At 72.3% G+C, this 21,844-nt stretch carries 14 protein-coding genes; 11 read left to right on the top strand and 3 right to left on the bottom strand.

What is annotated here, in order from left to right:
* Positions 1-282: 282 nt before the first annotated feature.
* Together OG485_RS33475 and OG485_RS33470 are read left to right on the top strand one after the other, a co-directional pair.
* Positions 283-3,225: a hypothetical protein gene (locus tag OG485_RS33475; protein WP_328672313.1), complete on the top strand. Its 2,943-nt coding sequence runs from the start codon at positions 283-285 to the stop codon at positions 3,223-3,225.
* 157 nt (positions 3,226-3,382) lie between these two features.
* Positions 3,383-4,717 carry a ricin-type beta-trefoil lectin domain protein gene (locus OG485_RS33470; RefSeq protein WP_328672312.1) on the top strand — a complete coding sequence of 445 codons (1,335 nt, stop codon included), beginning with the start codon at positions 3,383-3,385 and terminating at the stop codon, positions 4,715-4,717.
* 1,069 nt (positions 4,718-5,786) lie between these two features.
* Here the strand turns inward: OG485_RS33470 and OG485_RS33465 are convergent.
* Positions 5,787-6,368: a sigma-70 family RNA polymerase sigma factor gene (locus OG485_RS33465; protein WP_328672311.1), complete on the bottom strand. Its 582-nt coding sequence runs from the start codon at positions 6,366-6,368 to the stop codon at positions 5,787-5,789.
* A gap of 564 nt (positions 6,369-6,932) precedes the next feature.
* On the opposite strand from OG485_RS33465, the gene OG485_RS33460 reads away from it, so the two are divergent.
* From OG485_RS33460 to OG485_RS33445, 4 genes are all read left to right on the top strand, one after another.
* Positions 6,933-7,265: a hypothetical protein gene (locus OG485_RS33460; protein WP_328672310.1), complete on the top strand. Its 333-nt coding sequence runs from the start codon at positions 6,933-6,935 to the stop codon at positions 7,263-7,265.
* Positions 7,266-7,322: 57 nt separating this feature from the next.
* Positions 7,323-7,646, top strand: coding sequence for a WXG100 family type VII secretion target (locus OG485_RS33455; RefSeq protein WP_328672309.1), 324 nt, complete (start codon positions 7,323-7,325; stop codon positions 7,644-7,646).
* A 143-nt stretch (positions 7,647-7,789) separates the two neighbouring features.
* Complete coding sequence (locus OG485_RS33450; RefSeq protein ID WP_328672308.1) at positions 7,790-8,230, top strand: type VII secretion system-associated protein; 441 nt, start codon at positions 7,790-7,792, stop codon at positions 8,228-8,230.
* Positions 8,231-8,265: 35 nt separating this feature from the next.
* On the top strand, positions 8,266-11,190 hold the full coding sequence (locus OG485_RS33445; protein ID WP_328672307.1) for an AAWKG family protein: 2,925 nt from the start codon (positions 8,266-8,268) through the stop codon (positions 11,188-11,190).
* A 129-nt stretch (positions 11,191-11,319) separates the two neighbouring features.
* On the opposite strand, the gene OG485_RS33440 is transcribed toward OG485_RS33445, so the two are convergent.
* Entirely contained in the window at positions 11,320-14,376 is a 3,057-nt protein-coding gene (locus tag OG485_RS33440) for an AfsR/SARP family transcriptional regulator (protein ID WP_328672306.1), read from the bottom strand.
* A 421-nt stretch (positions 14,377-14,797) separates the two neighbouring features.
* On the opposite strand from OG485_RS33440, the gene OG485_RS33435 reads away from it, so the two are divergent.
* The 5 genes from OG485_RS33435 to OG485_RS33415 all read left to right on the top strand — a co-directional run bounded on the left by OG485_RS33435 (position 14,798) and on the right by OG485_RS33415 (position 18,018).
* The gene (locus OG485_RS33435; protein WP_328672305.1) at positions 14,798-15,127 is read left to right on the top strand and encodes a beta/gamma crystallin domain-containing protein; all 330 of its coding nucleotides are present in this window, start codon (positions 14,798-14,800) and stop codon (positions 15,125-15,127) included.
* A gap of 331 nt (positions 15,128-15,458) precedes the next feature.
* Entirely contained in the window at positions 15,459-15,821 is a 363-nt protein-coding gene (locus tag OG485_RS33430) for a DUF1304 domain-containing protein (protein ID WP_328672304.1), read from the top strand.
* The gene (locus OG485_RS44080) at positions 15,818-16,024 is read left to right on the top strand and encodes a hypothetical protein (protein ID WP_443048802.1); all 207 of its coding nucleotides are present in this window, start codon (positions 15,818-15,820) and stop codon (positions 16,022-16,024) included. The genes OG485_RS33430 and OG485_RS44080 overlap by 4 nt, the downstream gene beginning before the upstream one ends.
* A 264-nt stretch (positions 16,025-16,288) precedes the next feature.
* Positions 16,289-17,128 carry an alpha/beta fold hydrolase gene (locus OG485_RS33420; protein WP_328672303.1) on the top strand — a complete coding sequence of 280 codons (840 nt, stop codon included), beginning with the start codon at positions 16,289-16,291 and terminating at the stop codon, positions 17,126-17,128.
* A 56-nt stretch (positions 17,129-17,184) separates the two neighbouring features.
* A complete protein-coding gene (locus tag OG485_RS33415; RefSeq protein ID WP_328672302.1) occupies positions 17,185-18,018 on the top strand; it encodes an alpha/beta fold hydrolase in 834 nt (277 codons plus the stop codon).
* Positions 18,019-18,141: 123 nt separating this feature from the next.
* Here the strand turns inward: OG485_RS33415 and OG485_RS33410 are convergent, their stop codons facing one another.
* Positions 18,142-21,366 (bottom strand): AfsR/SARP family transcriptional regulator, encoded by a 3,225-nt coding sequence (locus OG485_RS33410; RefSeq protein WP_328672301.1) that lies wholly within the window; start codon positions 21,364-21,366, stop codon positions 18,142-18,144.
* Positions 21,367-21,844: the final 478 nt, after the last annotated feature.

Below are 21,844 nucleotides of genomic sequence, written 5' to 3'. Positions count from 1 at the left end.
TCCAGGCCGGGGGGATTCCAGGCCGGGTGACCGGGGCGGTTCGGGACCCGTGAAGCGAGTTGAGGTCCGTGAGGAGACGATGAGCGAGCAGACCACCGGCGAGCGGACCGTGGCCGGGCCGGAGCCTGTCCCGGCTCCGGCGGGTCGACGGGCCGCGGGCAGCGCCACCGATTCGACGTGGGGCGGGACGCGCGGCGAGGCCGGGGCCGGGCCCGCGGTGGGGACCGTCCGACGGCGCGGGGCGAGAACGGCGGCCGGTGGCTGCACAGGGGAGAGCGACGCATGAGCCGGTGGGCCACCCTCATCTCCCGGCGCGGCGGCGTCGCGCCGGCACGCGACACCCCGGACGGTCGTGGCGGGCGGCCGTCCGGCACGGCTCCGGTCGAGGAGGTCGACGGCGTGGTGCTCCTGCGCTCGGCCGACGACGACTTTCCGTCCCTGGCCGAGGCGGCGGAGGTGGCCCTGGCCGTCGGCGGCGAGGACACGGTCACCGTCCTGGTCGGCGCGCCCGCCGAAGACGGGAACACCGCCACGCACTGGGCGCGGCTCGGCGGTGTCCTGGACACCCTGCGGGACCGGGGCACCGGCCGGGTGCGGCTGGTGCTCCCCGGCGCCGGCCACGACCGGGCCGACCGGCCCTGCCTGGCCCGGCGGATCGCCGACGCCTGGGAGCTGGAGGTGATCGCCCCGGACGCAGCCGTGCTGATCACCCCCGGCGGCACGCTCTTCGTGCCGCACCCGCCCACGCCCGCCGGCGGCTGGTGGCGTTTCGAACCCGGTGCCGGCCCCCGGCCGCTGGGCCGCCGGGCCCCGGTGCCGGACTGGCAGAACGCGCTGCGCCGGGTGCCTGCCCGCACCTCCGGCGGCTGCGTGGTCCACCAGATTCCCGCCGGGGTGGTGATCCGTCCCGCCGAGGCGCCCACCCCCGGCACCGACGACCTGAGTTTCGCCGCGCCCGTCCACCCCGAGCGCCCCCTGATCCTGGTCGGCGCGCCCGACGCGGAGGACGTGGCCGCCGAGGAGGTCGCCACGGTGCTCGCCGCGCTGCCCGCCGCCCACCGCTCCCGGGCCCGGCTGGCTCCCGGGGGTCGACGCGACCTGCTGCGGCTCGGCCAGTCGGTCGCCGACATGCTCGACGGCGAGGTGGAGGTGCTCACCGGCATCCCGCTGCTCGCCGGTGGCCCCGAGGCCCCGGGCACGGTCCGGCCCAGCCTGATCGGCCGCTTCGGGGAACCCACCTGGCAGCCGTACGTCACCGCCGTGATCTGTGGGCCCGCCGACGCCGACGGCCGCCCGCCGATGCCCCGCCCGACGTCCGTTCGCCCCGCGCTGGTCGGGATGCCCGGCGGGCGGCCGGACTTCACCCGGCTCACCGACGCCTGGGGCGTCGCGGTCACCCGGGCCGGGCTCGCGGTCGTCCCCCTCGACGGCCCCCGGCCACCCGTCGTCACTGTCCCCGTCGACCCGGACACCCTCACCGTCGAACTCGGCGTCCCCGGGCAGCCGCTGGACGACTCGCTGCTGCCTGCCCTGACCCGGCTCATGATCGAGCTCGGCTTCCAGACCCGCACGGCGACCACGCTGCTGGTGCGCGGCCGACTCACCATGAGTGAGCGGGCGTTGCGCGACCTGGCCACCGAGTACGGCGTGGTCGGCATCCGCTACGTCACCCGCCGCGCCGCGTTCGGTCAGCGCACGATCGGCCCGGTGGTGGCACCTGCGGCTCCGGCTGTCCTCGACACACCGGCGCAGGCCCCGCCGTCCGCGTACCCCCCGGACATGCCGACCGTGTCCGGCCCGCCCGCGCGTGGTGGGCGGTCCGCCGTGGCGGCGGCCGGGGAACGGCGGCTCCCCACGGCCGGGGAACGACCGGCTGCGGCGCAGACGGCGGCCGGCCCTTCGAATCCGGCCCCCGCCTCCGCCCCAGCCCCCGTCCCCGTCCCCGCTCCCGCTTCGGCTTCGGCTCCCGCTTCGGCTCCGGCTTCGGCTCCGGCTCCGGCTCCGGCTTCGGCTCCGGCTCCGGCTCCGGCTCCGGCTCCCGCTTCGGCTTCGGCTTCGGCTTCGGCTCCGGCTCCCGCTTCGGCTTCGGCTTCGGCTCCGGCTCCGGCTCCGGCTCCCGCTTCGGCTTCGGCTTCGGCTTCGGCTTCGGCGGATCGCCGACGGTCCGCCGGTCGGCCCGGATCGGAGCGGGGTGCAGCGGAGCAGGTGTCCTCCGACCCGTTCGCGGTAACTCCGCCCGCAGCGGGCGAGCCGCTCGCCGACGGGGCACGGCGGCCGGACGGCCCGCCGCGGCGGCCCCGGCCCGACGGCCCCGGCCAGGGTCAGAGTTCCTCGCTCCGCCCCACGACACCCACGACATCTGCCGCTCACGCCGGGCCCGCCGCTCCTGTCGCCCCCGCCACCGGCACGACCGACCCCTTGGCCGTCCCCGGCCGGACCGCCCCCGCGCCCTCCGCCTCCGTGCCGTATCGGCCCGGTCATGTCAGTACCGTCGCCGAGCGCGCGGGTTTCCGGGATCTCGCGGCATCCGGGTGGGAACGCCACGGCACCGCCGTGCTGCGTCGGCTCACCCGCATGCCCGCGCTGCGCGGCCAGGAACTGGAGGAGGCCCGCGCCGACCTGATCGCGCTGCACGCCTACCTCACCGACGAGGACGGTCCGCTGCACCACGCCGCGCTCGTCCGCGACCTGCGGGCCGGGGACGGACGGCTGCCTGGGTACGCCGCCTGCCTGGCCTCCGCGCTGCGCCGGCTCCCCTCCTACCGAGGGGTGGCCGTCCGGGGCGCCGCACCGGCCGTCGGCGAGGGCGTGCCCGAGCCCGGCACTCTGCTGCTGGACCCGGCTCCGGTGGGGGCGCTGGCGTTGCCCCGGGCCCGCCCGGAGGGCGTCCCGGTGCGCTACGTGATCTGGTCCGTCACCGGCCGCAAGGTGCGGCAGTTGCTGGACAGGCCCGGATCCGCCGGAGCGGCGGACGAGATCTTCTTCGCTCCCGGCAGCGCTTTCCGGGTGTTGGGCACCCGCACAGCGCACGGCGTGCCGGTGGTCCTGCTGCGCGAGCTGTCGGCGACCGCCGCCGTCTACCAGGAGGGCGCGGAGGAGGAACTGAGCGGCCTGGACCGCTCGGCGCTGGACCGGCTGGAGAACGCCCTCGACGGCGCCCTCTCCGACGGCGGGGGACCTGGCTGGCCGGCCCGTTGTACCGGGCCGCTGGGCCACGGCGGATGACACGCCGCGCCGGGCGTGGCTTCCCCGGGGAGCCACCCGTCCCGGTGGGGCAGCACGGCTGAACGGCTGCGGCTCACACCGCCGCACCGGCCGCGTGGCACGGCGAGCGCATGGCCGCCACGTGGCAGACAACCGCGAGACCGAAGGAGAACGAGCGATGTCACGCCAGAACAGGCCAGGCGGCGGAGCGTCCGCCCGCCCGGCCGGCACCGACGGCGGGCCACCGGTCCGTCGCGCGGTGGCACTGCCCTCGGTGGGCGACGACGCGGAGCAGGCCCTGCGGCCCGCCCCGCGTTGCGGCACGGCCACCGCGAGCGCCACCACCGGTACCACCGCTCTCGGCGGCACCGGAACGAGCGGCGAGGCCGGCCTCGACGAGACGGAGACCACCTCCGCCGTTCCGGCCGTCCAGGCCGGGTCCGGGACGGCCTCGGCTCCGGGCGAACCGAAGGCGCGGGCCGGGACCACGGCACCCGGCACGGACCGCCGGGAACGGCCGGAGACGGCGCCGGATGCCGCCGCGCCGACGCGGACCACGTCACGGGGCGGCGCCGGAGGCGCTCTGTCCGGCCTGACCGCCGTCCTCGGCGGTGTCCGCCGGTCCGGCGGTGCCGGAGCCGGGAGCGGAGGCGGCGACGGGGACGGTTCGCCGGGGCGGCCGAAGGCTCCCATGCTGGCCGCCGCCGGGATCGCCGGAGTGATCCTGATCGCGGTCCCGCTGCTGGTCATGGCCGGCACCGAGCGGGACAAGCATTCCGGGGAGAAGGCCACCACCGAGGCCGCCGACTCCCGGACGCTGGGCGATCAGCGGGAGGAACAGCAGCCGCCGGGCGTCTACGTCGCGCAGTCGCCGAAGGACGACTCCTCGGCCGCCTCGTCCAAGGACGAATCCTCGTCCGCCCTGTCCAAGAACGGCGACGACGGAAAGGACGGGAGAACCGCGAAGGATGGCGGCAAGTCGTCGCAGGACGACGACTTCTCCTCCGCCGTCGCCGCCGACGGCGCGAGCCCGCAGAGCGCCTCGCCGAAGAAGGAGAGCGCGGCGAAGGAGCCGGCCCAGTCGGCCAAGAAGACGACGACGGTGGACAAGACGGTCACCGTCGCCTCCGCCCGGATCGTCAGCGCCGACACCGGCAAGTGCCTGACCGCCACCTCCCGTGGAGTCGGCTCGGAACTGGTCGTCCAGCCCTGCGGAGCCTCGGGAGGCGCCCAGGTCTGGGCTTTCCACACCGAGGACCACACCCTGCGTATCGGCCAGGACCTGTGCATGGGGCTGGACGGCGGGTCGGTGAAGAACGGCACGGCGATCCGGCTGCAGCAGTGCAACGGGTCGGCCGGGCAGAATTTCAAGATCAACGCGACCGAGGACCTGGTGTCGCTCAAGGCGGGCAACAAGTGCGCCGACGTGTGGTTGGGCGAGGAGTCCAACGGCACGCCGGTCAAGCTGTGGCCCTGCACCGGTACAGCCAACCAGACCTGGCGGCGCGGCTGATCCCGTGTCCCGGGCCCGGTGGGCCGCCACCTTCCACCGGTGACGGCACGTGCGGATGACAGGGCCCCGGGCGCTCCTCCGCATCGCGGGAGAGCGTCCGGGGCCTTTACCCGTACCCGGGGCCTTACCCGTACCCGGGGCCTTTCCTCGTACGCGGGGCCTTTTCCCGTACGCGGGGACGGCGCACCCCGTACGTGGCGGCGCGCCCGGAGCCGGGCGCCGGACCGCCCCGGGAATGTCCCCGGATACCGCTTGCGCGGCCTCGGCGGGCAAGGAGGACTCCGTCCGGGGCCGCACGCGCGAGGGCGGGAGAGGCCACGCAGGACGGTGCACCGGGGTGGCCCGAGGTGTGACGAGGCAGTCCGTGACCCTCGGCCCCCGGTCGGCCATGCTGTGCTGTGCCGTGCCGGGTGTGTCACGTCCGCGGGCATGTGCAGTCCCGGGCATCGAGGGCTGCCTCGCGGGGCTCCGGTGTTCCTCGCGGAGCGGTCCGGGCATCGGCCGGCCGAAGCCCTTCGAACGCGAGCAGACCAACGCCCGAGAGCACTCGGGTCACTTCGGCGAGCCGCTGCCGTTCGGCCGAACACTCCGCGCAGCGGCCGAGGTGTTCGGCGCTTTCGGCGTCCGGTCCGCCGTGCCGGCTCCCGGTCAGGGCCTGGACGGCCAGCTCTTCCCTGGTCTGCTCGCAGTTCACCATGTCTCCTTCGACCTCGGATCCGGCTGTCACGGCTGGAACGACCCCATTTCTGAAGTGGTTCACCCGATCACGTCCCGGACCGGACCGGAACACCACCCCGGCCCGGGGAGGACGACCCGGTGGGGAGTCCTCGGCGCGCGAAACGCGGCAGGCCGGCGGGATGAGCCTGCGGGTCGACGGGCGGCGGGGCCGGAAGGCAGGGGCCGTCGGCAGAGCCCGGCCCGGACCTGGGCGGGTACCAGGACGACGACAGGGCCCGCCCGGTGGCGGCTGCGGAGCTGTCCGGAACGACCCGTCGAACGTCACGAGCCGACCGGCGGCATGGCGTCGGCGGTGGAGGGGCCCGGTCGGCCCCCACCGTCCGCGCTTCGGCTACTCGCCGAGCGCACCCCGCTTCTCCAACGCCTTGCGCAGGGCCCGCATGGCGTAGAAGGCGCGGCTCTTGACGGTGCCGGGCGGGATGCCGAGGTACTCGGCCGCCTGGGCGACGCTGCACTCCAGGTAGTACATGAGCTGGATGACGGTCCGCTGCTGCTCGTTCAGCTCCCGCAGCGCTTCCAGCACCACGTGGGAGGTGAGCGTGGAGTCCGTGCCGTCCCAGGCCGCGTCCAGCTCCTCGACCGGCATCAGCTCCAACGGCCGGATCCGCCGGGCCCGGTGATGGTCGATGACCAGGTTCCTGACCACGGTGAACAGCCACGGCCGGATCTGCTCGCCGCGGGTGCCCAGGAGCCGGGCGTGCTTCCAGGCACGGGCCGCCGCTTCCTGGAAGATGTCCTCCGCCTTGTGCCAGTCACCGTCCAGCAGCCGCGCGGCGTACCGGACGAGCAAAGGTCCGTACTGCTCGTAGATGTCTTTGATGAAGGCGTCGCAGTCGGCGTTTGGCGCGACGTGCCGGGCATGCACCCGCGCCGGAGCGGGGGTGGCGATCCCCGCCTCCAAGGTCCCGTTCATGGGTAGCGCTCGATCCTGTTCAAGTGTTCCGTGGCGTGCCTCCCGCCCCGTGCGGGAGACTCGCCAACACTCTTCGGATCGCCTTGGCCAAACCTTGTCGTCTTCTTGTCATGCCGGGCCGGCGCTTCTTGTCGCCGTCCTTGTCGCGTCGTCGTGGTGCTGCCGTGTCCGGTGTTCCGAGCCGCCTCTCGGGCGGATCCGGAAGGGATCGGTCGGCCGGTCATGTCCGGCCGTGGGCTGTAACGCGTCGGGGGCGTGAACGGTTCACCGTGGGTCCGTCCGTGCCCGGAAGAACTTCTGTGGGCTGTGAACCGGTCGCCGTCCGGCGTCGTTCTTGGCGGTGGGTGCTCCGCCGCGTACGCGGGGCGCCTGGTCGCGACCGGCCCGAATCCCCCTGACGGCCGGGCGCGGGGCCCGTGCCGCCGCTCCCGGCGGCACGGGCTTTCCATAGGTCCACGGACGAGCGAGAGCCCGATGCGGCCGCGGGCAGGTCATTCCGCCGGGCGATGTGATTCCGGCGTGTGTGTCCGCGGCATTTCGATTTTCCATCAAGAGGAGGCCGACGTGGCCATGCAGAAGTCGTCGCGTGATGCGACGGTCAACGGAATCAAGGCCCTCGATATGGCGCGCAGCGGCGTCAACAGGATCCGCACGGACGTCGACAGCACCGGCGCGAGACTGATGACGGGATACCGGGGCGTCGACGGCGGCGAGTTCCAGAAACTGCTCGCGCAGTGGGACGAGCAGGCGGCCATCATCGCCAAGAACATCAAGGACGTGATGGAGGAACTGAACAACACCCTGGCGAAGCACGGGGAGACGCAGCGCACCATCACCGAGTGGGTCGGCAGCGGCAGCCGGCAGGCGACGGCCGTCTTCGACACCCTCAGCAACTGACCTGAAACTCCCCCGGCCGCCAGGGCCGTTCACCCTCCCGTACCGAGAAGAGGACCGATGAGCGAGGACTTCACCGACGGCATCATCCATGTGGACTACGCCCACATGGACAACGCCGCCGAGGACATGGTCGAGCAGACCAAGGCGGTAGGCAAAACCCTGGAATCACTGGAGATGGAGCTGAACGAACTCCGAAAGTCCTGGGAGGGCGAGGACGCCGACGTCTACCGCGAGAAGCAGCAGGCCTGGGACCACGCCTTCCAGCAGATGGGCAGGATCCTGTCCGAGCACGCCGCGCTGCTCACCGATATCTCCGGGCACTACCGCTACACCGCCGGCAGCCTGGCCCAGCAGTGGTCCGACATCCGCATCGGCCGCTGACCGCCCGCCGGCTCGTGGACCGCTCACCACACCCCGGCACCCACGACCACGGACGGCCACCACACACCACCGCTCACCCCACACCCAGGTGAGCACCGAACGCACTCCGTCCGCCCCCGGGACCCGTCCGCCAGGGAGATGACATGGCCAACACAACCATCCTCAACGTCGCGTGGCTGAAGAAGTTCAAAGACGGCCCGGTGCACGACTTCATCATGGAGATCGACCGGATGTCCAAGCCGGACGGCTCCGTCCAGCCGATCGAGGACATCGCCTCGGGCGTCAAGACCGAGAGCACGATCGACACCACCAAGCCGCTGATCATCGGCGCGCTCGCCAAGGACGATTCGCTGAGCGGCGGAAAGCTCAACTCCGCGGTGCAGAGCACCGCCGAGGCCCTCGCGGTGCTGCTGCGGAACCAGAAGAACCTCTTCGACGACATCGACGACGCCATGGTCGAGACCATCACTCAGCTCACCAAAACCCAGCAGGACAACCTCGCCAAGATGACCGGCCAGGAATTCCTGGACCTGTGGGAGGACGTGGACGGCGATATGTCCGGTGGGCGTCAGAGCTCGTCGTGAGCTGCCCGCGCACCTGATCCCCACGGAGAACCACGATGGCCGACCCCACCAGCAAGACCAACGACGACTACTGGAAGAAGGCGGTGGACGCCCTCACCGGCTACACGCTGGCCGACCGGAAGACGTTGTTCGACGACATGAAGGGCAACGAAGACATCCCGCTCATGCACGTAAAGCTGGAAAGGAACGTCGGTGTGGCCACGGACCACGTCCGCGAATTCCCCAGTTCCGGTGGGTGGCTCCGTGAGGGAGAGCACTTCCTCATGCCCTTCTACACCAGGGCCAAGCACGGCAAGGGCCTGGATCACAACAAGGCCCGCATCACCTTCATCGGGGCGCCCCTCGACGACAACGGCAAGATCATGTACCCGGGTGCCGGGCTGCACACGAGGGCCGCCAAGTGGACGGCCGGTTATCTGACGAAGGCCGACGGCTCCAAATTCACCTGGGACAACTCCAAGCTCGCCCAGTACTCCTACGGGGCCGGCAGCGCCCTGGGACAGATCGCGTACGCGCCGTACAGTACCCGCGGCTTCTCGGACAGCGGGCTGAGCGTGGACGACAGCGTCGCCGTGCATCTGCCCTCCTTCACCGAAGTGGCGCTCTCCTTCGAGCGGGTCAACCAGTTCCTGATCACGCAGGCCAAGGTGCTCGCCGACTGGGAGAAGCGGGACATCGGCGAGGGCAGCGCGGAGTGGGCCGGCAGCGCGGCCAACCTGTTCAAGCACATGGTGCACGGGCTGAACCGGAACTACGAGGGCTACGTCGAGCAGCTCGGGCCGCCCGGCAAGGGCGGCAACACGCCCCTGGCACTCGGCGGCGAGATCTTCACCACCTACCCGGGACGGACGCTCGCCGAGACGCAGCTGGCGTACCGCGATGCCGCCCACCGGCTCCATACCGCGTGGTCGCGGTGGCAGTACCTGATGGGATCCCCCCACCGGTGGCTGCTGGACAGCCTGTGGGATATCTACAGACAGGTTCTCGACAACCAGGTGGCGTTCGTCCGCTTCGAGAAGGACAAGGCCGCTTGGTACACGTTCCAGACCGAGGGCTACAAAGGTTACGTCGAGGTCGGCGGCCAGCAGATGTGGCTCGGCGAGTGGGGCACCTGGAGGGCCATCGGCCAGGAAGCCGTCAACCGGTGGCAGAAGAGCGTCGACGACGCCCTCGGTGAGATCGCCAAAGAGGTGATCCCGAAGATCGACAGGACGCTCGCCGATGCCGTGGACGCCTTCCCCAAGCAGCTCACCGACAAGGACAACAGTTCTCTCAGCGACATCTCGGTCAAGGAGGAGAACAAGAAACTCCTCGACGAGCAGAAGAAGCAACTGAACGGCCTGGGCGGGGACTCCGAACTCACTCAACAGGCGATGGCGCACCAGAAGCAGGTCGAAGAGGACTACAACAAGGACCGCGAAGAGGGGAGGAAGGCCCAGGAAGAGGCGCGCAAGCAGAACGAGGAGGACCGGACCGAAGCGCAGAGGTACCAGGACGAGGCGCGCAAGCAGAGCGAGCTGGACCGGGCCGACGTGCAGAAGGCCCAGGACGAGGCGCAGGCGCAGAGTGAGAAGGACCGGGCCGAGGCCGAGACGTACGCGGAAGAGGTGCGCCGGCAGAACGAGCAGGACCGGGCGGAGGCCCAGGGACTCACCGCCTCGTCGGTCGGCCTCGGTGCTCTGGCGAGCAACCAGGCGCGGGCCGAGCAGAAGAAGGCCCAGGACGAGGCACTCAAGCAGAGCGAACTGGACCGGGCCGAAGCGGACAAGGCCCAGGAGCAGCTCCAGGCGGCGTACGACGGTGACCTCGCGGCGGCCCGTTCCCTCGTCGACGGTTCCGAGCTGTCCGCCCCGAGCAACGCCGACCTCCAGGCCGGTCACCAGCGCGAGACCCTTCAGTCGCAGCTCGCCCACGACACCGCCGAGCACGACATCGACCAGCAGGTGCAGGACGCCAAGGCGGACTACGAGCAAGCCAGGACCGACGCCCAGGACAGCTACGAGCAGGCCAAGCAGCAGGCCGACCAGGCGCGGGCCGATGCCAAGGCCGAGTACGACAACGCCATCGCACAGGGCGAGGATCCGGAGAAGGCCAAGGCGGAGTACGACAAGGCCGTCGCCGCGGCCGATCAGCAGCAGCAGGCCGCCAGGACCGAGGCCGGCCAGGACCTCGCCGGGGCCCGTGAGCGGTACGACCAGGTGATGCAGGACACCGCGGCGGACCGGCAGGAGGCGCAGGAGGAATACGAGCGCCGGATCGCCGACATCGACAAGAAGTACGACGACCTCGGGATGGACAGCCGTACCCCGGAAGAGATCGTCCGGGACAAGCTCGCCACCATGTCCGAGCCGCAGGTCTCCGTCCCCTCCTCCCAGGGCGACAGCGTCTACGCGCCGGGCACCTTCGACTCCGGTACCTACACTCCCGGCGGCTACGACTCGGGCCTGCCGTCCGGCGCCGTGCCGGCCGGCGTGGCCGAAGCCTCCGAGTCCTCCGCCGTATCGGGCGACGACGCGTACGGCGCGCTCGGCCGGAACACCTACGCGACGCAGGACGCCGGCGCCGCCCTCGGCGGTGCGGCCTCGGCCGACGGGGCCGCCGCCGGAGCGGGGGCCATGAGTCCGGGCATGTATCCGCCGATGGGCGGCGGCATGGGCGGTGGTGGGGGCGGCGGCCAGGACCAGTCCGGAAACGGGCGGCAGCGCAACGTGCTGGATTCCCCCATCGTCCGCCGTCCCGCCCGGGCCGGCCGGCCCGGGGAGGCCAGGGAGAGTGCCGTCCCGGCCGCGCGGCGGATCTCCACCAGCGCCGGGGTGCCCTTCTCGCCGCCGATGTCCGGCGGTAACGAGCGCGGACAGCAGACCAGCAGCGACCGGGCCCGTACCACGTGGACCGCTGAGGAGGAGGACGACGTGTGGGGGACCGACGAAGGCGGCGCTCCGCAGGCGCTCGGCCGGTGAGCCGGCGATGACCGCGGCGGGTCGCGTGCCGCGCCGGACCCACGCCCGCGCGGGGAGGGCCACCCCCATGGGCGGACCAGCGGGATGACCGGTCCACCCGCGCCGCCGTACCTGCGACCCGGCGCGTTCTCACACCCTGACCGCGCCGGTCGGCTCCGCGTCCAGGGCGGCGAGCCGGGCCCGTAGGCCCTTCAGTCCCTCGAACGTGTCCTCCTCCGGCCCGTCGGTGTCCTCCAGGGCCCGGGTCCAGGCCGCTCGTGCGGCCTCCCGGTCGCCCATGGCCAGATGGGTGTCGCCGATGTACGTCGACGACCTGATCGCGTGTTTGCGGTCGCGTCCTTCCTCGAACACCGCCAGAGCCCGGCGGTGGGAGGCCAGCGCCTCCCGGTGCCGGCCGACGGCGTGGTAGGCGCGGCCCAGACAGTCCCAGCACATCGCCTCCCGCCACGGCGCGTTCAGCCCCTGGAACACGGAGATGGCCTCCAAGCCGTAGGTGATGCCCTGCTCGGGCCGGCCCAGGAGCGTGTGGTACCTCGCCACCGCGTTCAGGGGGTCGGACATCCACAAGGGGTCCCCCGTCTCCCGGGCCAGCTCCAACGCCCGCTCCGCCCGCGCCAGGGCCTCCTCGTCGCGGCCGAACAGGCCGAGCACGTACGAGGCGGTGTACTGGGTGCGGACCGCCTCGACGAGGGCTTCCGCGTCACCGGACGACTCGAAGAGCGGGGCAGCACGGTCCAGGTGGGTCATGGCCTCGTCCTGGCGGCCCATCTGACCGTGGATGACACCGAGCATGCGCAGACAGCGCCCCTGCTCGTGGCGGTCGCCCCGGCGGCGGGCCGCGTCCAGGGCGGCGGTGAGCACCGCGACGGCCTCGGGCCAGCGTTCGTGGCGGTTCAGGTACTCCTTGAGTATCCGGGCCAGGGTGATGACGTGATGGTCGAGGCGCTGGGCGACGGCGGTCCGGAACAGGCGGTCCAGCACCTGCTGTTCGGCAGTGAACCAGCGCGCCACCTGTTCGAGGTCCCCGAGCTGTTCGGGGACGGCGCCGGGGCTGAGCGGACCGGGGGCCACGGGCTTCGGCTCGTGGTTCAGCAGCCGGTTGCCGGCGTGGCCGGTGAAGACGTAGTGGTCCAGGACGCGTGCGGTGGCGTCGTGGCGTTCGGCGTGGGCGTCCTCGTCGTGGGTGAGTTCGGTGGCGTACTCACGGAGCAGGTCGTGCAGGGTGTAGCGGCCCGGCACGGGTTGCTCGACGAGGCGGAGCTGGGCGAGTTCGGCGAGCAGGCGGCGGGCCCGGGGCAGGGGGAGCGCGGCCAGACTGGCGACGGCGGGAGCGGTGATGTCGGGCCCGGGGTGGAGGGCGAGGAGACGGAAGAGCCGGGCGGACGGCTGGTCCAGGGCGCGGTAGGACCAGGAGAAGACGGCGCGCAGGTCGGTGTCGGCGTCGAAGGTGGTGAGGGAGTCGAGTCGTCCGCCGGTCTCGCTCAGGTCGTCGGCGACGGCGCTCAGGGGGAAGGCCGGGTCGAGGGCGGCGCGGGCGGCGATGACGGCCAGGGCCAGAGGCAGACGTCCGCACAGCCGGACGATGCCTGCGGTGGCGTCCGGTTCGGCGTCGAGACGTTCGGGTCCGAGGCGGCGGGCCAGCATCTCGTGAGCCTCCGTTTCCGAAGGCAGCGCCAGGGGCAGGGGGTGCGCACCGTCACCGGCGACGAGTCCGGCGAGCCGGTTGCGGCTGGTGACCAGCGTCAGACAGCCGGACCCGTTCGGCAGCAGGGGCCGCACCTGCTCCTCGTCGCGGGCGTTGTCCAGCACGACGAGGACGCGCCGCGCGGCCAGCGTGCTGCGGAACAGGGCGGTGCGGGCGGCGGTGTCCTCCGGGATGCGCTGGGCGGGGACGCCCAACGCGATGAGGAAGCCGTGCAGGACGAGGGCGGGATCCAGCGCGGGCGTACGGGGATGGAAACCGCACAGGTTGACGAAGAGCTGACCGTCGGGGAAGAGATGGGCTACCTGGTGGGCGTGGTGAACCACGAAGGTCGTCTTGCCCACTCCGGCGGCACCGCCGATGACCACGACGCGCGCTGCGTCCGGCCCGGGACGGTCCAGCACGCGACCCGCGGTGCCCATCCAGGCGGACTCGGTCTCCCGGCCGGCGAAGACCGCCAGGTCATTGGGCAGTTGCGCCGGGCGAGGCCGGTGCGGCGGACCGCCTCGCGGGTCCGGCACACCGGCCGGCACGGCGCGGTCCGCACTCCCCGTGGTGAGCGGTGCGGACGGTGGAAAGGCGTCGTCACCGGCCGAAGGCACCGGCCGGCCTGACGGCGGTGCGGTGGGCGCGCCCGCCACCGGCCGCGGCAGGGTGAGGGCCGGCAGGTCGTGGCCGAGGATGCCGTGGTGGAGGGCGCGCAGTTCGGGCCCGAGGTCGAGGCCGAGTTCGTCGGCGAGATGCCGGCGCACGTCTTCGTAGCGCCGCAGCGCTTCGGGGTGACGGCCCGCCAGATACAAGGCGCGCAGGAGCAGGGCCCAGCCGGTCTCGCGCAGCGGGTGCCGGGTGGTCAGCTGCTCGGCCGCGGCCACCGCTCGCGGGACCTGTCCGTCCAACAGCAGGGCGGTGGCGTGCAGTTCGGCGGCGCTCTGCCGCATGTCCTCCAGGCGGTCGGCCTCCGGCCGGGCGAACGGGTGGTCGGCGGCGTCGGCCAGGGCGGCTCCGCGCCACATGCCCAGTGCCCGCTCGACGGTCCGCAGCGCGTCCGCGACCCGGGAGGCCGCGAGCTCCTGTCGGGCCCGGGCGACCGCCTCCGTGAAACGCACCGTGTCCCGGCCCTCGGGCGGCACCCGCAGGGCGTACCCGGTCGGCTCGCTCACCAGTGTCTCGAAGCGTCCAGGGCCGCGCCGGCGTTGTTCCAGCACCGCGCGCAGTTTGCTGACGTGCGCGTGCAGCGACGGCGTCGCGGAGGCCGGAGGCTGCCCCTGCCACAGGTCCTCGCACAGCGTCTCCGAGGCCACCGCGTGACCGTCGGCGAGCAGCAGGCGGATCAGCAGCAGCCGTTGCCTGCGCCGCCCGGGATCCACCACCACACCGTCGCGGCGCACGACCAGCGGGCCCAGCACCCCGACCCGTACACCGCGTTCCCCGGCCGTGCCCGCGTCGACGGGCCCCTCGCCCCGGGCACTGTCCAGCCCTGCCATGCCTGCCCGCATGTCCTTTTCCCGTGCTGTCGTTCCCGCGCCGACCGGCGGACCGGCAGGCACCGTAACCCGAACTCCTGCCATTGTGCCGCCTACCAGGCGTGACGTTTCTGCATGTGGACACGACGGGACGTGGGGTGCCGGCTCGGCACATCCGGTTTCCTCCGCACGGTGAACCGAAGATCGTCGCGCCACGTTGAACCGAACGGACGCGCATGCGGCCGGTCGACGGGGCCGGACGACGACTCTTCGTCCCGCCGCCTTTGTTCCTCGGCGCGCGACGGCCGGCCGCGGACCGGGTCGCCCCCCGTTCACCTCACGAGTCGTCCGGCTGTCCCTCTGTGCGCACAGCGAGGGGGATGCCGGTCGTCAACCGCGCTGTTCCGCAGCACAGCACCACTACGGAAGGAAAGTTCCACCCATGAAGCGCTCCATCTCGCGTATCACGCTCGTCGCGGCGGCGGGAGCCATGATGGCTCTTCTGCCCGCCCTCCCGGCCAGCGCGACCAATCAGACCGACTGCGGAGACCGGACCGACTTCGTCAAGGTCTGGTACAACGGCAACCAGACCGCGTGCTTCGCCAACGCGGGTGTCATCGCCCCCCAGCTTCCCAACGTCTCAAGGATCAGGTCCGGCGACAACAACATCGAGATAATGCTGGGCGACTCGGTGAGGGCCATGCCCAAGTGGTCGAGCATCCGCGATGTCGAGGGACTCAGCGGCACGTTGTACATCCTGCAGATCCTCTGACCGTCGCGTCCGGGACGACGTCGTGCACCGGTGACGCCGCCCGCAGCGCGCTCGGCAGCGGCCCGCCCCGCGAACGGTGTACGCCGGTGAGCCGAGCCATGCGGTGCCGCGGCGGTAAGCCGCCCGCCGGGGACGGAGTCGTCCGCCCACGCCATGGCGGCGGCACGCTCGACCGGGCACCGAACCCCTGCGCTTTCGTGCCGGGCGGCAGGGCGGACCTGATCGGACGCCTCGGCTCTCCGCGTTTTCGACACGTGATGAAAGAAGCCCATGTCCGGGCGGCCAAGAAGTGCGGGCTCGTCCAGGACGTTCGAGAGAACGGAGACAGCCGATGGAAACAGCGGCGAAGGTGCTGGTCGGTCTGGTGGCCGCGCTGCACGTGTACATCCTGGTTCTGGAGATGTTCCTCTGGGAGAGGAAGCCGGGCCGTGAACTCTCCGGCCTCGACGCGGCCATGGCCCGTGTCACCGCTCCGCTGGCCGCGAACCAAGGCCTCTACAACGGATTCCTGGCGGCCGGACTGGTCTGGGGGCTGACCGCCGGGGAGCCGACCGGCCCCCGGGTCCAGATCTTCTTCCTCGCGTGCGTGCTCGTCGCCGGCCTGTACGGCGGGCTCACCGCCAACCGGCGCATCCTCATCGCCCAGGCACTGCCCGGAGCGCTGGCGCTCGCCGCCGTCCTGTCGTCCCGGTGACCGTCGCGGCGGCCGGCCCCCGTACGGCCCCGGCCCCGGGCCGAGCCGCCTTCCGCCTCCACGACGCCGGCCTGGAGGCGCTCGCCGTCGACGCCTGCGCCGATGTCGTCCTCGACGCCGTGGACGCCCCGCTCGCCCGGCGCGGCACCCTCGTCGGAGCCAGGTCTCACCGGCCCCTGCACATCGCCGGCCGCGGAACATGACCCGGACAACACGGGTGAACCGGACCTGACTTCCGAACGTAGGGCATGAAGAAGGCACCGTCACCGCGGCAGCCGGACCAGAGCGGGTGTCTTGCCACCGGCGTCAACCGCGACAGACGGTCCGCCCCCTCACGAGGCGACTTGGCGGTCGAAGCCGTTCGGTTGTGAGCAATCACATCGCATACCGCTTCTCTCGGTGGCACCTCACCCACCTCGTCAGTTCCCCCGACGAGGAGCAACATCCCAAGAAGAAGGACGTTCACGATGCACATCACCCGACCGACCCGTCCGAGCCGTCGGCTCGCCCTGCTCGGTGCCACCGCGGCCGTGGGCCTGGCCGTCACGGCTGTGACCCTGCCCGGCGAGGCCGACGCCGCCGCCCGCCACCAGGCCCGTCCGACGATCGTGCTGGAGCACGGGGCGTTCGCCGACGCCGCGAGCTGGGACGGTGTCGTCAAGCGGCTGCAGCTCGCCGGCTATCCGGTGGTGGCCGCCGCCAACCCGCTGCGCGGCCCGGCGTACGACGCCGCCTACCTGCGCAGCGTCGTCGACCGCATCGACGGGCCCGTGGTCCTGGTCGGCCACTCCTACGGCGGCACCGTCATCAGCCAGGCCGCCGCAGGACTGGAGGACAAGGTCAAGGCCCTCGTCTACATCGCGGCGTTCCTGCCCGACGCCGGCGAGAGCTCGCTCGGGCTGACGGGCAAGTTCCCCGGCAGCACCCTCGGCCAGGCGATCGAATCGGTGAACTACACGCTGCCGGACGGCAGTCAGGGCGCCGACGTCTACATCACGACGGACAAGTTCCACCAGCAGTTCGCCGCGGACGTACCGGCGGACAAGGCGAGGCTCATGGCCACCGGGCAGCGCCCGATCGCCGCCGCCGCGCTCGAGGAGAAGTCCACCCAGGCCGCCTGGAAGACCATCCCCTCCTGGTCCCTGGTCACCACCGCGGACCTCAACATCCCCGTGGCCGCCCAGCGCTTCATGTCGCACCGGGCGCACGCGCACACGACCGAGATCGACGCGTCACACGCGGTGTCCGTCTCCCGCCCAGGCGCCGTGACCCGCATCGTGGAACAGGCAGCCCGCACGGTCCGCTGACCGCACCCGGCTCCACCTCCCCGCACCACAACCCACACCGGAAGGCAGCAACCATCATGCCGTTCATCACCGTTGGCCAGGAGAACTCCGCCAGCATCGACCTCTACTACGAGGACCACGGCACCGGACAGCCGGTCGTGCTCATCCACGGCTACCCCCTCGACGGCCACTCCTGGGAGAAGCAGTCCGCCGCCCTGCTGAAGGCCGGCTACCGCGTCATCACCTACGACCGACGCGGCTTCGGCCGCTCCAGCCAGCCCACCACCGGCTACGACTACGACACCTTCACCGCCGACCTCAACACCCTCCTGACCACCCTCGACCTCACCGACACCGTCCTCGTCGGCTTCTCCATGGGCACCGGCGAAGTCGGCCGCTACCTCGGCACCCACGGCTCCGCCCGCATCGCCAAAGCCGCCTTCCTCGCCTCCCTCGAACCCTTCCTCCTCAAGACCGACGACAACCCCGACGGCGTCGACGGCAGCATCTTCAAGGACATCGAGCAGGCCGTCACCGCCGACCGCTACGCCTACTTCACCGCGTTCTACCAGGACTTCTACAACCTCGACGAAAACCTCGGCACCCGCATCAGCGAAGAAGCCCTACGCAACAGCTGGAACACCGCCGCCGGCGCCTCCTGGTACGCGTCCCTGGCCTGCGTCGCCACCTGGAGCACCGACTTCCGCGCCGACATCCCCAAGATCGACATACCCACACTGATCCTGCACGGCACCGCCGACCGCATCCTGCCCATCGAAGCCACCGCCGAGCCGTTCCACAAGGCACTCCCCCACGCCGACTACACCGTCATCGACGGCGCCCCCCACGGCCTGCTCTGGACCCACGCGCAAGAAGTCACCGACGCCCTGCTCACCTTCCTCGCCAAGTGACCCACTCCCGACGGCCGGTCGCTTTTCGCCGGTGACGGATGCGGCGGGCCCGGCGGTGGCCGGGCCCGCGCCTGTCCGGCGAGTGTGCGGCCGGTCGGCGACTCGGCGCAGCCCGAGGATGCGCTAACCCCTCTTTGCGGGACGGAGCTCGCGCGCAGGATCACCACTCGTCGGAGCCGGGATCCGGTGGTTGCCGACGGCCCTCTCCGGCGCGATGGGCGCGGGGTCCGCTTCGGTGTCCAGGGCGGTGAGCCGGTCCCGTACCTGCCGGGCGCTGTGGGACAGCGCCTGCTGTTCGGCGCGGTCGAGCGCGCGGACCCAGTGCGCTCGGGCGGCCTCCCGGTCGCCCATGGCCAGGAGGGTGTCGCCCAGTCGCATCAGCGCGCCGGCGGCGTTCCTCTGGTCCCCCAGTTCCTCGAACCCCTCCAGCGCCCGCCGGTAGGTGGCCACCGACTCCTCGTACCGGCCGAGCTGACGGAGGGTGTAGCCCAGGCCGTCCCAGCCCTGAGCCCGCTGCCACGGGGCGTCCAGACCCTCGAGCAGGCCGACGGCCTCCTCGCTGTGCACGAGGCTCTTCTCGAGCTGCCCCAGGTTGGAGTAGAACCAGGCGAGCTCGATGAGGCACTCGGCCGTCCACAACTCGTCCCCTGTCGCCCGGGACAGGATGAGTCCTCGTTCGGAGGACGCGACGGCCTCCGGGATCCGGCCGAACAGGTACAGCGCGCACGCCGTGCCGTAGTGGGCGCGGGCCTGTTCGGCGACTACGTCGAGTTCCTCGAAGAGCGTGGTGGCGTGTCGCAGGTGACTCAGGGCCTGTTCCTGGTGGCCGAGGTAGCCGTGGATGCTGCCGAGGTGCCGCAGGCAGCGGCCTTCCTCGAGGCGGTCGCCCCGGCGCCGGGCCACTTCCAGGGCGGGGGTCAGTGCGGTGACGGCCTCCGGCCAGTACTCCTGGCGGTTCAGGTGTTCCTTCAGCGACCAGGCCAGTCCGGTGATGTGGCGGTCCAGTCTCTGGCCGACGGCGGTGGTGTGCAGCAGGCGGGCCAGTACCCGGTGTTCGGCGGTGAACCACCGGTTCACCTGCTCCGCGGTGGTGAGATTTTCCGGGGTGACGTCCGGGCTCGGGGAGCCGAGGTCGAGTTCGGGCAGTGAGTCCTGCTTGAGCAGCAGGTTGGCTTCGTAGGCCGTGAACATGTAGTGGTCCAGGACCCGGAGGATGGCACGGTGGCGCTCGTCGGCGTCGTCGTGGGTGTGGGTGAGTTCGGTGGCGTAGACGCGCAGCAGGTCGTGGAGGGCGAACCGGCCGGGCCGGGGCTGTTCGACGAGGCAGGAGCGGGTCAGTTCGGCGAGCAGGCGGCGTGTTCGGGGGAGGGGGAGCCCGGCGAGGCCGGCGGCGGCCGTGGCGGTGATGTCGGGTCCGGGGTGGAGGGCGAGGAGCCGGAAGAGGCGGGCGGAAGGCTCGTCCAGGGCCCGGTAGGACCAGGAGAACACGGTCCGGACGTCGGTGGTGGTGTCGAAGCCGGTGAAGGCGTCCAGGCCGTCGGGGGCATGCCGCAGGTCGTCGGCGATGGCGTGAAGAGGGAAGGCGGGTTCGAGTTTGGCGTGAGCGGCGACCACGGCCAGTGCCAGGGGCAGCCGTCCGCACAGCCGGATGATGTCGGCCGCGGCGGCGGGCTCGGCGGTCAGGCGCTCCGGTCCCAGCCGTCGCGCCAGCGTCTCGTGGGCCTCGGCCGGTGAGGGCAGCGGGAGTGAGAGCGGCCTCGCCCCGTCCGTCGCGATCAGGCCCGGGAGCTGGTTGCGGCTGGTGACCAGGGTGAGGCAGCCGGTGCCCGCGGGCAGCAGGGGACGGACCTGTTGCTCGTCGCGGGCGTTGTCCAGGACGAGCAGGACGCGTCGGTCGGCCAGGAGGCTGCGGAACAGCGTGCTGCGGGCGGTGGTGGCTTCGGGGATGTGCTGGGTGGGCACGCCGAGAGCGGTGAGGAAGCCGTGCAGGGCGTCGCCGGGTTCCGCGGCGGGCGCGTGCGGGTGGTATGCGCACAGATTGACGAAGAGCTGTCCGTCGGGGAAGGAGGACGCGATGCGGTGGGCGTGGTGGACGGCGAAGGTGGTCTTGCCTATACCGGGGGCGCCACTGATGACGACGACGGGAGCACCGGCCGGTCCCGGCCGGCCGGGCGCGCCGCTCGCGGCGGACAGCCACGCGCCTTCGGCCGACCGCCCCGCGAACACCGGCAGATCACCCGGCAGTTGCGCCGGGCGCACCATCCGTGGCGACCCGCTTCCGGCTCCGCCCGCGGCAGGGCCGTCGCTCGCACCGGACGGGTCCGCCGAGCCCGCGGACGCCCCGGCGGTCGTGCCGGACGGCGTCGCGTCGGCGGTCGGTTCGCAGGACGTGGCACCGTGGGCCGCGGCGACAGGACGTGCGTCGGCGGGTGCGGTTTCGTCCTGATCCTCCAGTGCCTCGGATCGGTCTTCCAGTGCCTCGGGCCCTGCCGGTCGGCTCGGATGACGGCTGTCCGCGGCGTCGGCCGCCGAGCCCGCCGAATCGGCCGTGCCCGGCGGGGACAGCGGCGGCAGGTCGTGGCGGAGGATGCCGTCGTGCAGGGCCCGCAGTCCGGGGCCGGGTTCGAGGCCGAGTTCGCCGGCGAGGTGCCGGCGCAGGTCCCCGTAACGCTGCAGTGCTTCGGGGTGCCGGCCGGCCAGGTACAGGGCGCGCAGCAGCAGGGCCCAGCCGGTCTCCCGCAGCGGGTGCCGCTCCGTCAGTTCCTGCGCCGACGCGACGGCTTCCGGTGTCCGCCCGCTCAGGAGCAGGGCGGTGGTGCGGATCTCCCGGGTGGTCTGCCGCAGTTCCTCCAGGCGTGCGCTTTCGTGGGCCGCGAACAGGTGGTGCGTGGCGTCGGCGAGCGCGGCACCGCGCCACATGTCCAGGGCCCGTTCGGCCTCCTGCAGAGCGTGTCCGGGCCGCCCTTGGTCCAGCAGTCGGTGCGCCTGGGTGACGGCCCGCTCGAAGCGCAGGGTGTCCCTGCTCTCGGACGGGACGCGCAGGGCATAGCCGGCGGGTTCCGTGACCAGTACCCCGAACGTCCCCCGCGCGCGCAGGTGCTGGGGTTCCAGGACCGCGCGGACCTTGCTGACGTGGGCGTGCAGGGAAGCCATCGCCCCGCCCTGTGTCCGTCCCGGCTGCTCCGACCACAGCTCCTCGCACAGCGTCTCGGGAGCGACCGTACGACCGTCGGCGAGCAGCAGCCGGATCAACAGCAGACGCTGCTTGCGTCGCCCCGGATCCAGCACCGCGCCCGCCCGCCGCACCACCAGCGGCCCCAGCAACTCGAAGTCGAAGTCATGCCTCACAGCCGTCACCGTTTCCACCGAGCACCCCGTTCAACGGCGTTGCCACCCGCACGCGCACGGCCCGTCGGCGTGTGAGCGCCCCGCTGTGACCGCGGGCCGCCGGTCTGCCCGGGCGCGGACGGTTGTGCCATGGGTGCGGCGACGAACGCGGCGCGTCGCCCTGCCTGGACATCCGCCACCCTTGCGACCACTGTCGCGATGAACTGTTCGCCCAGGACGGGGGGCGGCGCAGGTGATCGGAGCGGCGAGGACCCCGTCGTCCGCTTCCCGCATACCAGGGGGATATTAGCAGGGCGTCACCCAGCGTAACGGCTCCGGGGGCGGCGCGGTCCGCCGTTGCGGCAGGACCGCCTTCTCGGCCGGCCGCAGCGCCCGCAGGCCCACCGGGCCCCGCTCGACCTGGGAGGAGCGCGCTTGCCGGCGGCCAGGTACCGGACGGCCTCCTCGTCCGGTACGGCGGCCCGGCCACAGGAGCGCT

The sequence above is a fragment of the Streptomyces sp. NBC_00328 genome (genome assembly GCF_036139655.1).
Classification (GTDB): domain Bacteria; phylum Actinomycetota; class Actinomycetes; order Streptomycetales; family Streptomycetaceae; genus Streptomyces.
Note: the sequence above shows the minus strand (reverse complement) of the source record. Positions and strands in the feature narration are given on the sequence as shown.

Bases quoted from the DNA above. Each gene is read 5' to 3' on its own strand.
- OG485_RS33445 (WP_328672307.1), top strand. From the start codon at position 8,266: ATGGCCGACCCCACCAGCAAGACCAACGACGACTACTGGAAGAAGGCG.
- OG485_RS33455 (WP_328672309.1), top strand. From the start codon at position 7,323: ATGAGCGAGGACTTCACCGACGGCATCATCCATGTGGACTACGCCCAC.
- OG485_RS33475 (WP_328672313.1), top strand. From the start codon at position 283: ATGAGCCGGTGGGCCACCCTCATCTCCCGGCGCGGCGGCGTCGCGCCG.
- OG485_RS33435 (WP_328672305.1), top strand. From the start codon at position 14,798: ATGAAGCGCTCCATCTCGCGTATCACGCTCGTCGCGGCGGCGGGAGCC.
- OG485_RS33440 (WP_328672306.1), bottom strand. From the start codon at position 14,376: ATGGCAGGGCTGGACAGTGCCCGGGGCGAGGGGCCCGTCGACGCGGGC.
- OG485_RS33420 (WP_328672303.1), top strand. From the start codon at position 16,289: ATGCACATCACCCGACCGACCCGTCCGAGCCGTCGGCTCGCCCTGCTC.
- OG485_RS33470 (WP_328672312.1), top strand. From the start codon at position 3,383: ATGTCACGCCAGAACAGGCCAGGCGGCGGAGCGTCCGCCCGCCCGGCC.
- OG485_RS33415 (WP_328672302.1), top strand. From the start codon at position 17,185: ATGCCGTTCATCACCGTTGGCCAGGAGAACTCCGCCAGCATCGACCTC.
- OG485_RS33450 (WP_328672308.1), top strand. From the start codon at position 7,790: ATGGCCAACACAACCATCCTCAACGTCGCGTGGCTGAAGAAGTTCAAA.
- OG485_RS33465 (WP_328672311.1), bottom strand. From the start codon at position 6,368: ATGAACGGGACCTTGGAGGCGGGGATCGCCACCCCCGCTCCGGCGCGG.
- OG485_RS33430 (WP_328672304.1), top strand. From the start codon at position 15,459: ATGGAAACAGCGGCGAAGGTGCTGGTCGGTCTGGTGGCCGCGCTGCAC.